Source organism: Rhodococcus sp. IEGM 1305 (assembly GCF_030058635.1).
GTDB classification, from domain to species: Bacteria; Actinomycetota; Actinomycetes; order Mycobacteriales; family Mycobacteriaceae; genus Rhodococcus_F; species Rhodococcus_F opacus_D.
In genome coordinates this window covers 560,180-574,033 of the sequence record NZ_JASHKX010000003.1, presented here as the reverse complement: position 1 = coordinate 574,033, position 13,854 = coordinate 560,180, and the positions used below count along the sequence as shown (strand labels likewise).

The window sequence follows — 13,854 nt, the reverse complement described above, 5'->3', positions numbered from 1 at the left end:
ACCTTTAGGTCAACACCGAACAAGAATCGTTTTTCGTATCACCGGCAACCATTCAAAAGCTGGGTACTTCGGCCCACTCCCCGACCTGGTAGCACGAGTGCTCTTCCTCCTGCTCGAACGACAGCAGCCGGCACATACGCACCGCGCCTGCATCGTCCGGGTCGATACGAATGAGGGCGATCTGCGCTCCCGCGTCACGCAGCGCCCCGAGCGCCACCACGAGCAGCGTGGTGCCCAAGCCTTCCCGCCTCGCGGCCTCGGTGAGCACCAGCGCCCGGACCGACGCGGCGTCGAGTTCGAGGTGCGTGGACAGCGCCGAGTCGAACCAGGCGAATCCGAGAGATGCTCCCGAAGAACCTGTTGCGACGACTACGGTGCCGGCCCCGAGACGAATCTCGTCGGCGAGGCGTTCCCGCTGCGCCGGCACCAGCGCGGCCGCATCCAGCACTTCCTCGATCGACTTCGACGCCATCGGATCTTCGAGTGGGCGCGCTTCGGCGAGTGTGATGCCCTCGGGAACCGAGACGTCGTCGAGCGGGCTCGCGAACGGCCCAGACAAGTGACGGAACAGCGTCCACAACCTGCTCACCGGCGCGACGCCGAACCGGCGCGTGAGACGCTCGGACGCGGGGTGAGTGCCGTACGCCCAGCAGCGCAGGGCCGCAGCGCCAGTGCCTTCCCAGCCACCGTCCACGGTCGTGTCCAGACCGATCTCCTCGACGAGCATCGTTGCGATACCTCGCGACCGATAGTCGGGGTGAACCACGAACTGCGCGGTACCCAGCCCCCCGTCGTCGACCTGTAGATGCAGGTACGCCACCACCACGAGTGGAGCATCGTCGCGAGCACTCAGATCTCTGCGCGCTGCGATCGGAAGGTGGTAGACCCGCACACCGTTACGGCTCGTCGAGGTCACATCGCCGGGATTGATCGAGGAGAATCCCGCCTCGTCGTCGTATTCGGCGGCCGCCGCGACAAGTGCCAGTACCTCGTCCCGATCGCCGGAATCCAGTTCCGAACACCACTGATACGAGATCATTCGTTCGCTCCTCATCTGCCGGTTCGTTCCCATAAATCTAATGCCAGTCGGTATTGGATCGCAATGGTCGAAAACTACCCGAGAACGCAACCCGGGGTTTACAGCTAAATCTACATAAGTTAGATTTAGGGTCATCGATTCGCCATCGCACCACAGCCTGGAGGGCAGCCATGACAGAGGTCGGAATCCCACGCGAGGAACGCATCCGTCGCGCGCTCGACCATCTGCGCAACGACACCACCGACGAGTTCGAGCACGTCACGTGGTTCGAACCCGTCGAGTTCACAGATCCGGACATCGCCAAGATCGAACGAGAGCGTGTATTCGGCCGAGTTCCGTCGATCATCATCCACGGCTCCGAGATCCCTCGCGCAGGAGATTTCGTCACCCTGCAGTTGCCGCGAAACAACGTCATCATCGTCCGCCAGCGCGATGGCAGCGTCAAAACCCTCGTGAACCAGTGCCGTCATCGCGGGGCCATGGTCGAGAAGGAAGAGAAGGGTCGCTGCCGCCTGTTCTCCTGCCCGTACCACCGCTGGTCCTACGATACCGACGGCAGCCTGCGCACCATCACCCGCGACAACACGTTCGGTGATGCCGACCGCTCCGAACGCAACCTCGTCCAACTACCCACCGAAGAGCGGCACGGGTTCGTCTGGGTGGTCGACGACGCCGCCGCAACCATCGATGTCGCCGACTGGCTCGGGCCCGAGATGGACTCGATCATGGGGTCCTACGGCATGGACAAGATGGTGACCACTCGGGTTCAACGCTTCGACGAGCCGATCAACTGGAAGTTGATGCAGGACGCGTTCCTCGACGGGTACCACATCCAGTACGCGCACCCCAACACCGCCGCGAAGCACATCCACACCAATGTCATGGCCTTCGAGGACTTCGGAAACCACTGCCGGTTCCTCAATCTCCGCAAGACCATCGACCGATGGATCGAGGAGGACCCCGGCGATCGCAGTCTCGCCGAGCACATCACGGAAAGCCACCTGGTGGGGCCCAACAGTACGTTGCTCAAACAACCGGACCATTTCCAGCTGCTCACCTTCCGCCCTCACCGCAGTGATCCACAGCGCTGCCACATGGAGATTCGTCTGGTCGCGCCCACGCTCGAAGAGAGCGGCTTGACGGAGGAACGCTGGAACCGGATCTGGGACAAGAACGTCGAGATCCTGGTAGCCGTGCTCCACAACGAGGACTTCCCGATCTTGCGAGATTCACAGGTTGCCATGGACAGCGCCAGCGCCGGCAACATGCTCCTCGGTCGCAACGAAGTCGCCAACCAGGTCTTCCGCCGCGCAATTCAGGAACTCGTCAACGAGAGCTGATACCTGGGCTTCACACTCGCGGAACTACGGACACCGGTTTCCGCTCACATCACGAAGGGGACCCGATCACGATCGGGTCCCCTTCCTCATCTCAACTCAGAGTTCCGAAGTGAACGTGAGCGGCAGACGCACACAGCCACGCACCGACGTGCCGTGCATCAACGGTGGATCACTCTCGACCAACGCATAATCGGGGAGCCTGCGGTGAATCTCCTCCATCGCCAGTGTCAGTTCGAGTCGCGCCAAGTGCGACCCCAGGCACCGATGTGGGCCCGCTCCGAACGACAGGTGCCTGTTCGAACCTCGGTCGATCACGAAAGCATCCGGATCGTCGAACTCGGTATTGTCGCGGTTCGCCGAACAGAGCAGTAACAGCAGCTGGTCACCGGCCTCGACCTTCACACCGGCGATCTCGACATCGCGCGTAGCCCGACGACCCATGCTGACCGCGGCCTCGATACGAAGGATCTCTTCCACTGCATCCGGCACCAGACTCGTGTCCTCGATCAGGGCGTTGCGTTGCGCCGGATTGTTCGCCAGATGGACCATGGCCCAGCCGAGTGAACCCTGCACGGTGTGCAGTCCCGCGATGAGTAGCAGGAAGAACATGCGACGCAGTTCCTCGTCCGTCAGGTACCGCTCGACTCCATCCATCCGGATCGGTGTGTTGATGATCTGCGCGGTGACGCTGTCGCCATCTTCCTGACCCGAACGCACCCTATCCACGAACGCACCGAAATACTCGAACACGTTCGTAGCCGCCTCCGCCCGAGCGCGAGCGGACCCCTCCTCGTCGGCGCCCGGAATTCCCTGGAGCGCAATGTCCGTCCATTCAGTGAAGCGTTCGGCGTCGTCGAGTGGCCAGCCCATCAAGGTGAGGAAGACACGGGTCGGCAGCGCGTGCGCGAACTCGGCGACGAATTCACATCGGCCCGAGCACGCGAAGCCGTCGATCAGTTCGTTGATGATCTCGCGGATCTTCGGCTCGAGCTCCTTCATCCGCGCCGGACCGAACAAGGGCTGGAGTGCCTGCCGGTACTGCGTGTGCTCAGGCGGATCGATCTCGACGGGAATGAACTTGCCCTGGCCGGCGTCGACAAGATTGTTCGGATAGCTGGAGAAAGTCTCGGCATCACGCAGAATGCGGAAGATGTCGTCGTAACGCGTGACAATCCAGTGCCCACCGTAGTGCGGCGAATAGAGGATCGGACCGCGGGCGCGGAGTTCGGCGGCCTTCGCCTGGAAGACGTCGACCGGCGCGGCAAGAGCCGGGTCGTAGACGTCGAAATCGACCATCAGATCCGTTGCGATGTCGTGAATTGTCAAGGCAGAACACCCTTCGAAAGCCGCTCGGCGCGTCGAGCGTCCACGTTGTTCGTGAGCTATCGACGCGCCGTTCGGATGGCACGGAAGATATCGAGGATCTGTCGGTCATGCCGTCAGCCTTGGTAGCAGATGCGTTCCGACAGGATTATCCGAGAGTCAACGCTCGTTCCGGGCACACCGCGACGGCCTCCTCGGCCGCCGCGATGTGCTCGTCGAGCGCGAGTGCGTCCTGAAGGATCACCGGATACCCGGAATCGTCACAGTCGACGACCTCGGGGGATCGGCTGTAACACAGGCCGTGTCCCGCGCACACCGACCGATCCACGACCAGGCGGCGCGTACCGTATTCCGTTCTCGTGTCGTGGGCAGTCATGATCGTTACTCTTCGCCGGTGACCATCGGCGGAGGGTTGTTCCCGTCTTCTGGGAACATCATGGCCACACGAGACAACGTGCCGCCATCGGTCGTCGGCAGCGTGACACCCGAGATGTATGCGGACTCATCCGAGACCAGGAACAGCGCTGCCCGAGCATTGTCCTTCAGTGACGGCGGACGATTGAGCTTGAGCGGAATCGGCGACACGCTCGGCTCCCACGGACCCGCCACTTCCTCATAGGACTGACCGACGACCGGTGTACCCGCAGGGGCGAGAAAGTTCGGCGACATTCCGTGTGTCGGGGCGATCGCGTTGACGCGGATTCCATACTTGCCGAGATCCAGACTCAGGGCCCGAACCATACCGTTCACACCGGCTTTCGTCGCAGAGTACGCCGCGATGCTGTGATACGCCGCGAACGACGCCGCCGACGACGTCGCAAGGATGACACCACCACCGTTGGCCCGCAGCGCCGGCACTGCAGCCTTCGCGGTGTAGAACACGCCAGAGAGGTTGACCCCGATGACGTCCTGCCAATCCGCGTCCGTCAGATCCTGGAACTCGACCTGCTCGCCACCGGCGACGGACGGCACACCACCACGCGAGATGACGCCTGCATTGGCCCATGCAATGTCGAGCTTGCCGAACGCGGCCATGGTGGCCGCCACGGCCTCGATCACCTGCTGCTCGACTCGCACATCCGCGGTGACCGCGATCGCCGAACCACCCTGCTTTTCGACCAGCTCGACCGTGCCCTTGGCGCGCTCCGGATCGATATCGACCACGGCGACCTTCGCGCCCTCCGCGGCGAACAACTGCGATGCCTCGCGTCCCAGCCCGGAACCGGCACCGGTGATGAGCGCGACCTTACCTTCGAGTTTCATGAAGTCTCCTGTGTTCGGGAATGTGTCGGATGAATGGAAGCTGTCATAGGACAGCGGGATGACAGAGGTGGCACCGAACAGCTCTGTGTCGCGAGTGCAGCGGTGCTAATACGCGATGAACAGAATCTCGTCGCGCGAGTACTCCATGCCCGGATGCGACTCGCTCAAATGCTCCTGGGTTTTCACGACCAGGTCGTCGTCGTCACTGCCGGTGATCGCGGCGCCACACGGACAGCTCAGCCTTGTCTTCATTCTCATGCCGGTCAGCCTTTCTGCGCTTCCCGCGCGGTCGCGATACGTTCCGCACGTCGGCGAACGGGAAGTTCGGTAGCGCGTCGACGAACGTGGTCGACGTCACATCACATTAACTAATGCACATAGGTTTTTCAACCCCCGCGTCGGCTCGATCGCATCGGACACATGGTGATCAGGCAGGCTCCGCGGCCTTCTCTACAGACACGTCAGTCTCGGACACGGTCTTGTTCTTCCGCGGAACCAACGACACCAGCACTGCGGCAGCCACTCCGGCGAACGCAAAGGCGTAGAAGGCCCAGTCGGCTCCGAGTGCAGAGCTCATGATCATTCCGGTGAGTACGGGACCGCAGACACCGCCGAGCCGGCCGAGACCCACTGCCAGCCCGAGTGCCGTGCCACGCGCGGCCGCCGGGTAGAAGACTCCGACGAATCCGTAGACGCCCGTCGTCGACGAGGCACAGAAGCCGATCAGGAGAACCAGTCCGAACACGAGCGCCTGTGCCGGCTGCAGAGTCAGGGCGGACACTGCGAGCGCCCCGAAGACGAAGCTCACGGAAATGACGGGACGTGATCCCAGCCGATCCGCAAGACCGGTGATGACCACCATGCCGAATCCGCTGCCGATGTTGAAGGCGAGCAGGAATGTCAATGCAGACCCGAGATCATAGCCGGAGGACCTCAGCATCTGAGGAATCCAGGTGTTCATGCCGTACGAGACGAGAAGACCGAAGAAGGTGATGAGCGGGAACATGACCGTCGCAATCCTGTAGCCGGGGGCGAACAGGAGCCTCAGTCCCGACGACGAGCCGGTACTCCCACTCGTCGACTTATCCAGTGCCATACCGGATTCGGCGCCGGCATCGATGGAATAGTGCTGTGCCAGTTCCCGGGCCTCGTCGTGCCGACCCTTGCTTGCGAGGAAGGCAATCGATTCGGGCAGGTTTCGGTACGCGATGACAAACAACACGACACCCAGAAGGCCGCCCACTGCGAACATCGATTTCCAGCCGAACGCAGGGATCATGAAAATGGCGGCAATCGCGACGACGCACCCGCCGATGGGAAAGCCGGTCTGGATCACACCGTTGTAGAACTGTCGCCGGTCGACCTTGACGTATTCCTGGGTGAGCGCGATCAAGGTGGGGAGTGCTCCGCCGAAGCCGAGCCCTGCCAGCAGCCTGAACAGGCCGAACATTTCCAGGTTCGGCGCAATGGCGCACAACCCGGTGAACACGCTGAAGCTGACGATGCATGCAAGTACCACGGGTCGTCGCCCGATGCGATCTGTGATGTAGCCGGCAAGCATTGCTCCGGCCATCATTCCGAACAGGGACAGGCTGCCGATCAACCCCGCCGATGCAGTGGTGATCCCCCACTGTTCCAGTTCGAGCAACGTCGGCAGGACCGCGCCGAACATGATGAGGTCGACACCGTCGAGGATCGTGATGGCCAAGCAGGTGAGGACCACGGATCGGGCACCCGAGACGGCTCTTTCCTTCCCCGGGACAGAAATCTGCGACATGTTGGGGTTCCTTCGGGTCGTTGTATCGGGGTTCGGTATTTGTGACTGCACGGATGGCGCGTGTTCACACCATGGGTGCGATGGAGCTCAGCCCCACCTGCGCGGATCTGCGAACGCGCGCCCCATCCATTGGTGGAAGTGCTGATTGGCAATCTCGTTGCGTCCGAAATAGAGGGGTCCGACATCTGTATTCGCGACGGACTTCTGTACGCCCTCGTTGACCACGAGGTCCTCGTCGCGTAGCACGGCCATGAGAATTTTCCAGTTCTTGTCCCACCGCGCCTTCTGCTCGTCCGTTACCACCGGCTCCCGAGTGAGCAAACGCATCTGCATCCGAGTCCCGACGGCTGTGCCCGGGGCGGGGACGAAGTTGAGCACCTCCAGATGATCCGGTTGACGGAGCACCGACATATTGGGCATCAGAAAGTGCGCCACGGTGATATGCCGATCGATGGGGGCATCCTCGGGTGCCACATCGCGCACCGAGTCGATGCTCTTGCGAGCGGTGACCATTCGTCCGTGCCTGCCCATCGGCTCCCACGCCTGCGCGTTGTTGTAGAAGTACGGGGCAACGGTTCCGGCGTGTGTCGAGGTGATGTGGTAGCCATCGAGGAAGGCGTCCATCAACACCTTCCAGTTGATGTCCACATCGAAGTTCTGGGCGATATGGCAGTGGTACTTGTCCATGTCCATGGCGGCGAGGGACTCGTCGAACTCGCGGCCGAGCCACTCCGCGATGTCGATCTTGCGATCACCCGCGGCGGAGTCGATGACCCAGACGAAACCGTGCCGTTCCTCGACCGGAACCTCCAGCAAACTCATGCAACTACGATCGACCGTCCCGAAAGTCGGCTCGTCCGCGATCGACCGCAGCCTGCCATCGCTGCCATACGCCCACCCGTGGTAGCGGCACGAAAAGATGCGCTTCGAACCCTTCTCCTCGGGAACGAGCTGCGCTCCTCGATGCCGGCAGGTGTTCACGAAGCCACGCACCCTCCCGTCCGCCTGCCGAACGAGAACAACTTCGTTGTTCGGCAGCTGGACAGTCGCAAAGTCGTTGTTTCCGGGCAGTTCGGTACTGTGTGCCGCGATGATCGGCACGTACCCGAACAGTTCTCTGCGCTCCCGCGCCGCCAGCTCCGGATCGGTGTATACGCGCGGATCGACCTCGAGGATTTCCGGTGCCATATCGGTGGTGCCGTTGTCGAGGTGATCGAACATCGCCCGGGCAAAGCCCGCTTTCGTCGCCTCGTCGTACGGCAGATCGGTGTAGACCATCGTGCTCACTCCTTCGGGGACCGCTGCGGGCCCACAAGAACGTCGTTAAAGCTGCAGACTCTTGATTTCGACAAACTCCTCCAGGCCGAACGCCCCGCCCTCACGCCCGTGACCGGACTGCTTGAATCCGCCGAACGGTGCAGCCCCATTGAACTTTCCACCGTTGACCTCGATCTGCGTTGCACGCAGTCTGCGCGCCACCGACTTCGCGCGCTCGGGGTCGGCGGACCACACGGCGCCGGCAATACCGAAAATCGTTCCGTTCGCGATGTCGATCGCGTGCTCGGTCGTGTCGTACGCGATGATCGACAGCACCGGACCGAAGATTTCCTCCTGGGCGATCGTGCTGTCCGGGTCTACCTCGGAAAACACTGTGGGTTGGACGAAGAATCCGGTACGGGCAGGTGCGTCGACCGAGCCGGCGACGAGCTTCGCGCCCTCCTTGACGCCGGCACGAATGTAGCCGAGCACCCGCTCGCGCTGAGCTGCGGTCACCATGGGTCCAAGCTTCGTGTCGCCGCTCGTGGGATCGCCCGGGGCATATGCCGCCACCGCTTTGGCGGCGAGCTTCTCTGCCTCGGACAGGCGCGAGCGCGGTACGAGCATGCGAGTCTGCGCGTTGCAGGACTGCCCGCCGTTCATGTAGCAGGCACGCACGGTGTGCGGCACGGCCTTCGCGAACTCCTCGACATCGAGGTCGTCGAGCAGCACCGCGGCGCTCTTGCCGCCCAGCTCGACCGAGACCCGCTTCACGGTCCCGGCGGCCAGTTCCAGCACCCGCTTACCGACCGAGTTCGATCCGGTGAAGCTGACCATGTCGATATCCGGGTGAACGGCGATGGCCTCACCCACAATCGGACCGTACCCGTGCACCATATTGAAAACTCCGGCCGGGATCCCGACCGCTTCGACCGCCTCTGCCAGAGCGTGGGCGGTGAACGGAGCAACCTCGCTGGCCTTGACGACCACCGTGCACCCGGCCACGAGCGCGGCGCCGATCTTGGCGGTGATCTGGTGCAGCGGGTAGTTCCAGGGCGTGATACATCCGATCACGCCGACCGGCTCACGCACGATAAGGGAGTTGCGGAGCGGTTCTTCCCACGGGAAGTCCTTCGCCGCGGTCACTGCCTCCCGCAGATCGACGATGCCCAGTCCGACCTGGGCCCACCGAGCGACCCTGCGTGGCGTGCCGACCTCGGCGACGACGATGTCGGTGATGTCGTCCTGTCGCCGCTCCAGTTCGTCAGCCAGACGCGACACGAACTCGGCCCGCGTGTGCGGGGCGGTCTGAGACCACTGGCCCAAGGCCCGTCGTGCGGCAGCGACCGCCATATCGACGTCCTCGGCAGCTCCGGCGGGGACGCTCCCGATGCGCTCTTCGGTGGTCGGGTTGACGACGTCGATTTGCTCCGTGCTTGTGGAGGCAGTCCACTTGCCATCCACATATAGTTCCAAACTCACGATAATTCTCTCCGTTAGTCGAGTTGAGGTAGTTACCGGTGCATCGAATCCCTCGAGCACCGAGGGGAATTGAGACGCAGCTAGTCCACGTTCATGATTCGAGCAGTTCACGCAGGCTTTCGTCACTTACCGGCGTCGTGGCTAGACCCATCACCCCGGCAAGGAATCCGCGGATCGTGACCACGAAAAGTTCACGCGACGACCACTGGTTGGCCTCCAGCGCGCGGGCGAGGGTCGGGTGTCTACGCTCATCGACCTTCGGGAAGACCTCTGTGCTACCGACCGGATCGCGCATGATATCGCTCAGAGTGGTTGCGAGAGCAAGCTTCTCCAGACCGTCCAGTATCACCACGTGGAGTCGCGCCGGGACGCCCCCGTCCTCGAGGATGCGCGCACACCGTTCATACGTTCGGGTCAGGACATCCCGAGGAAGGAACTGCACCAACACGAGAGCGGCATTGGGATGACGCAGGATCGCGTCGCGGTAATTGAGGCTGAGTTCGACGAACCACTCCACCCAGTCCGTGCCCGATGAATGCTCGGGCACTGTCGCCCCGGTCATCAGCTCCTTCGCCACCTCGGTCATGAGCTCACGACGATCAGCGAAATGGTGGTACAGCGAGGAGGTCCGTACGTTCAGCTGTTTGGCCACGCGCGGCAGACTGAACGCATCCATGCCTTCGGTGTCGATGATCTCGATGCTTGCCGCGATGGTCGCACTCCGGCTGATCAGAGGCTTTGCCGGTCTCCCCATCAACTCCCACTTTCGATCGATCCGAGACTCAGCTCCACAACCCCGCCGTATCGGCTCCGATGGAAAACCAGCGGCTCCGTCACCGGATCGGACCCGAAATCGAGCATGCCGGCAACGGCGATGAGGTGATCTCCACCGTCGTGCTCCGCAGCGAGCGCCACCTCGAACCAGGCTGCCACCCCCTCGAGAATCGGCGCGCCGCGCTCGGCCGGGCGCCACTGCACTCCGGCGAATTTGGGTCCACCCGATTTCGCGAAACGGTCGCTGAGATCGCGTTGACCCGAGGAGAGAACGTTGATACAGAAGGTCCCGACGGTACGGATCGCCGGCCAACTCGTCGAACGCCGGCTCGGGCACAGCAAGACCTGGGGCGGATCCAGCGACAATGCCGAAAACGACTGACAGGTGAACCCGGCCGGTTCGTCGCCCACCATCGCCGTCACCACCGTCACGCCGGAACAGAAATGTCCCAGAACGTCGCGAAGCGCCCGCGTGTTCACAGCCGATTGTGTGCTGTTGTCCGATCGTGTCGACACGTGTGGTCCTCTCATACTCTCAGTGCGATGTGCACTCTGATCTCGCCTGCAGGACTGAGCCATCCGCGACAATCCGCGAACTCGATCATTGCTTCAAATCGTGTCGACCACGACGGGTCCAATGCCTGCTCACCCGCAAGGGCGCGGATCGTGTCTGGTTTGACGAAGACCTGCTGTGCGCCGGATGGTCGGCCGAGGGCCGAGAGTCGGTCTGCCCAGATTCTGCACTTCGGGTCAGCCGGCTCGATGTGGAGGGAGCCGAACTCGTCGGCGTCTTCGAGCCGGAACTGTGACTTACCGAAAATCTCGTCAACCACGATTCGCATGGGTTTCTCCCCCGTTCGTGGTGGTGTGGTGGGAACTAGTGGACATCTTGTCGCACCGCCGATTCCTGGACCGGTCGGCGGGCTTCGAGGATGGGCAGCACTTCATCCAGCAGTAATTGCACACATGCATCCCTGACGTTCCCCTCCGTGACAGCAGGAACGACAGTGACGCCGTCGGCAATGTCGGCTGCGCGGATGTCGAGAATCAGACTTGCCAGGCCGCTCGGCGTTCCGACGTAGACGACGGTGTCGCCGTCCGTCATGCCAGTTTCCGACGGGCGCCTCTGTCCTGTGCCGGCTTCGGAGCGCGCGGTGCGAGCGTCCGGCGCGATATGGACGACGACGTCGAGCAGTACGTCGACCCGGCCACCGGATGTGTCGCCCGCGGCCCGAATGTATGCGCGCTTCTTCTGCGCCTCTCGAAGGTTCGGGGCTGTAATTCGCACTGTGTGGGGGTCATCCAGGCTCCGCACCACGATGGTGCTGTCGACCGGCGCGTCCGGCGTCGACAGGTCCACGGCCACGGTGAGCTGAGCCCCGTTCACGACGTGGTCCGTCCCGCACGGGGTGCGGTTCGTCGCCACACCAGTGCCGGTGACAGGGTGGTGGTGCGGAACACCAGTGGATCCGAGGACAGGGTCATGCGGTCGCCGTCGAAGCGCACATGCCGCTTCTGGTTCTCACCGAGCCAGTTCGGGTACAGCGATACCGCCATCTCGTGCCATACGGCGGAGCGGTCTTCGTCGACGTGGTAGGGGCCCGAATACGCAAGGTATCCCCCGGCAGCCTCGCTTCGTTCGCTGTTCTCGCCACTGTGGACGTTGCGCGAGCGGTACGGGGCTCGGCCGGGGCGCATGATTTGTGCCGACATGAACCCGTCCGCCGAGTAGATGATCAATCCGCGGGCCTCGGGACCGAGTGGGTAGTCGACTTTTCCGCTGTCGGAGGTCGTCGAGTACTCGACCAGTTCCCAAGCCCCGACGATTCGTTCGGCGATCGAGACGCCTTCGGTGTCGGTGTCTGTGTGGGTGCTCATGTCATGCTTCCTTTCAGCTCACAGCACGTCGCGCGTGCAGAGAAGGACCGAGCTCGACAATGCGGCCATGGGCCCGCCGATGAAGAGCGAGACCTGCGCATCGGGAACCTGGTTGGTGGAGGTTCCACGCACCTGGCGCACGGCCTCGACTGCCAGACCCATACCGTTGACGAACGAATCCGCGAGGTTTCCACCACTGGTATTCACCGGGAGCAGCCCGTGCGGGGCGGTCAGATTCTCGAGGGTCATGACCTTGCCGGCATCGGCACCGCGCGGGCACAGACCGTGATCGATCAGTGCAGCCACACCCGAGCCGCTGAAGTTCTCGTATACCTGGACGACGTCGACCTGGTCGGGACCGAGGTCGGCATCCGCCCACAAGGTTTCGGCAACTCCGGCGGCTCCGGAGAATCCGGCCGAGGTGTAGTCGAGATCGTTCTCGCTGTCGACAGCGTATCCGCCGACCGCGCCCTGACTGCCCGCGAGCACGTAAGCCGGACTGGAAGAGAGTTTCTCGGCGCGGCCGGCGGCGACCAGAATGAGCGCCACAGCTCCGTCGTTCTCCCGTGAGCAGTCGTACAGCCGGTAGGGCTCGACGATCATCCGCGATGCTGCGTAGTCGGCTTCGTCGAGCGGTCGGCCGAATGCCGCGGCGTGCGGATTGCGCTGCGCGTGGAAGTAGTCCGCGAGAACCAGGGATTTCATCGCAGATTCCGGAACACCGTCGTGTTCGAGCATCCGTCGGGTGCGCAGCGCGCAGGCTTGCGCCGGCGATCCGACCCCGTGCGGGAGCATATGGCCGTCGAAGTGATGCTTGGCGTATCCGAGTCGGCCGGAATCCTTTTGTGCCATGGCACGATACACAACCACGCACCGCGCTTGCCCTGCAGCGATGGCGACTGCCGCGTTGGTAATCGCCGCGGCAGCACCACCTCCGCCACCACCCCAGATCATGGTGGACCATCGGATCCGGGGTGACATGAGCGACGCACCCACGACCGTCCCGTCGTTGTCGCCGCCCCCGTACGAGACGAAACCGTCGATCTCGCGTGGTGACACACCGGCGTCAGCAGCAGCCTCGACGATGGCTCGCAAAGTCATCCGGAGTTCGCTGGCGGGCGATTCGCCTCGCTTGTAATGGAATTCACTGGCACCCACGACGGCTGCGGCACCACGGAGAAAGGTATCGGTCATCGCTCGGTTCCCCGTTCCGTCTCCGTGGTACTGCTCGCCAGGCGCCAGCGAAGCACCGGCCAGGGTGCATCGGCGGGCTGCTGGATGATCCCCGCAACCGCATCACCGATGGCAACGTCACCATCGCCATTCTCGGCGAGCAGACCGAGCACTCGTCGTCCCCCGGCATGCGGTAGTTCGACGAGAACCGTGACGAACGGCAACTCGCCTGCCAGCTCCGGGATGAAGGGGTGCCACGTCCGCGACCACGAGAAGATTCGTCCGACCGGTTCCACCGCAGTCCATTTCGGGTCGAACGTCTGACACCGTCCACACATCCACCGCGGTCCCCAGATCCACAGGTCACACTCGCCGCACCTTTGCAGCCTCAGCTCACCCGCCCGCAGACCCTCCCAGTAGGGCAGGTCGAGGCCGTCTGCGTACGGACCGGCCAGAGCCGTTGCCGGAAACTCGCGGGCTGTACCGGCACGCGGTGTCATCGGATCGCTCCACTCTCGTGAACTGGCATATCGCTTCCTTCTGCTGCA

15 protein-coding genes are annotated in these 13,854 nt (G+C 63.0%); 1 reads left to right on the top strand and 14 read right to left on the bottom strand.

From position 1 onward, the window contains the following. Nucleotides 1–52: 52 nt before the first annotated feature. Complete coding sequence (locus tag QM693_RS09270) at nucleotides 53–1,039, bottom strand: GNAT family N-acetyltransferase (RefSeq protein ID WP_283352102.1); 987 nt, start codon at nucleotides 1,037–1,039, stop codon at nucleotides 53–55. Between the two features lie 170 nt (nucleotides 1,040–1,209). Between QM693_RS09270 and QM693_RS09265 the strand changes: the two genes are divergently transcribed. Beyond that, entirely contained in the window at nucleotides 1,210–2,379 is a 1,170-nt protein-coding gene (locus tag QM693_RS09265) for an aromatic ring-hydroxylating oxygenase subunit alpha (RefSeq protein WP_283352183.1), read from the top strand. 96 nt (nucleotides 2,380–2,475) lie between these two features. Here the strand turns inward: QM693_RS09265 and QM693_RS09260 are convergent, their stop codons facing one another. From QM693_RS09260 to QM693_RS09200, 13 genes are all read right to left on the bottom strand, one after another. Further along, nucleotides 2,476–3,675: a cytochrome P450 gene (locus QM693_RS09260; RefSeq protein ID WP_283352182.1), complete on the bottom strand. Its 1,200-nt coding sequence runs from the start codon at nucleotides 3,673–3,675 to the stop codon at nucleotides 2,476–2,478. Between the two features lie 175 nt (nucleotides 3,676–3,850). Next, complete coding sequence (locus tag QM693_RS09255) at nucleotides 3,851–4,078, bottom strand: ferredoxin (RefSeq protein ID WP_283352101.1); 228 nt, start codon at nucleotides 4,076–4,078, stop codon at nucleotides 3,851–3,853. 5 nt (nucleotides 4,079–4,083) lie between these two features. Further along, nucleotides 4,084–4,965 carry an SDR family NAD(P)-dependent oxidoreductase gene (locus QM693_RS09250; RefSeq protein ID WP_283352100.1) on the bottom strand — a complete coding sequence of 294 codons (882 nt, stop codon included), beginning with the start codon at nucleotides 4,963–4,965 and terminating at the stop codon, nucleotides 4,084–4,086. Between the two features lie 105 nt (nucleotides 4,966–5,070). After that, entirely contained in the window at nucleotides 5,071–5,223 is a 153-nt protein-coding gene (locus tag QM693_RS09245; protein WP_411194608.1) for a DUF1059 domain-containing protein, read from the bottom strand. Between the two features lie 169 nt (nucleotides 5,224–5,392). Next, nucleotides 5,393–6,742 carry an MFS transporter gene (locus QM693_RS09240; protein ID WP_283352099.1) on the bottom strand — a complete coding sequence of 450 codons (1,350 nt, stop codon included), beginning with the start codon at nucleotides 6,740–6,742 and terminating at the stop codon, nucleotides 5,393–5,395. A gap of 87 nt (nucleotides 6,743–6,829) precedes the next feature. Next, the gene (locus QM693_RS09235) at nucleotides 6,830–8,020 is read right to left on the bottom strand and encodes an aromatic ring-hydroxylating oxygenase subunit alpha (RefSeq protein ID WP_283352098.1); all 1,191 of its coding nucleotides are present in this window, start codon (nucleotides 8,018–8,020) and stop codon (nucleotides 6,830–6,832) included. A 45-nt stretch (nucleotides 8,021–8,065) separates the two neighbouring features. Continuing rightward, entirely contained in the window at nucleotides 8,066–9,481 is a 1,416-nt protein-coding gene (locus tag QM693_RS09230) for an aldehyde dehydrogenase family protein (RefSeq protein ID WP_283352180.1), read from the bottom strand. Between the two features lie 91 nt (nucleotides 9,482–9,572). Next, nucleotides 9,573–10,235 (bottom strand): TetR/AcrR family transcriptional regulator, encoded by a 663-nt coding sequence (locus QM693_RS09225; protein WP_283352097.1) that lies wholly within the window; start codon nucleotides 10,233–10,235, stop codon nucleotides 9,573–9,575. Beyond that, nucleotides 10,235–10,771 (bottom strand): flavin reductase family protein, encoded by a 537-nt coding sequence (locus QM693_RS09220; protein WP_283352096.1) that lies wholly within the window; start codon nucleotides 10,769–10,771, stop codon nucleotides 10,235–10,237. The genes QM693_RS09225 and QM693_RS09220 overlap by 1 nt, the downstream gene beginning before the upstream one ends. A 361-nt stretch (nucleotides 10,772–11,132) precedes the next feature. Then, nucleotides 11,133–11,621, bottom strand: coding sequence for a hypothetical protein (locus QM693_RS09215; RefSeq protein ID WP_283352095.1), 489 nt, complete (start codon nucleotides 11,619–11,621; stop codon nucleotides 11,133–11,135). Nucleotides 11,622–11,638: 17 nt separating this feature from the next. Beyond that, a complete protein-coding gene (locus QM693_RS09210) occupies nucleotides 11,639–12,133 on the bottom strand; it encodes a lipocalin-like domain-containing protein (RefSeq protein ID WP_283352094.1) in 495 nt (164 codons plus the stop codon). Nucleotides 12,134–12,151: 18 nt separating this feature from the next. Further along, nucleotides 12,152–13,327, bottom strand: a complete 1,176-nt coding sequence (locus QM693_RS09205; protein WP_283352093.1) for a thiolase C-terminal domain-containing protein — start codon at nucleotides 13,325–13,327, stop codon at nucleotides 12,152–12,154. Then, nucleotides 13,324–13,806: a Zn-ribbon domain-containing OB-fold protein gene (locus tag QM693_RS09200; protein WP_283352092.1), complete on the bottom strand. Its 483-nt coding sequence runs from the start codon at nucleotides 13,804–13,806 to the stop codon at nucleotides 13,324–13,326. Before QM693_RS09200 ends, QM693_RS09205 begins: the two co-directional genes overlap by 4 nt. Nucleotides 13,807–13,854: the final 48 nt, after the last annotated feature.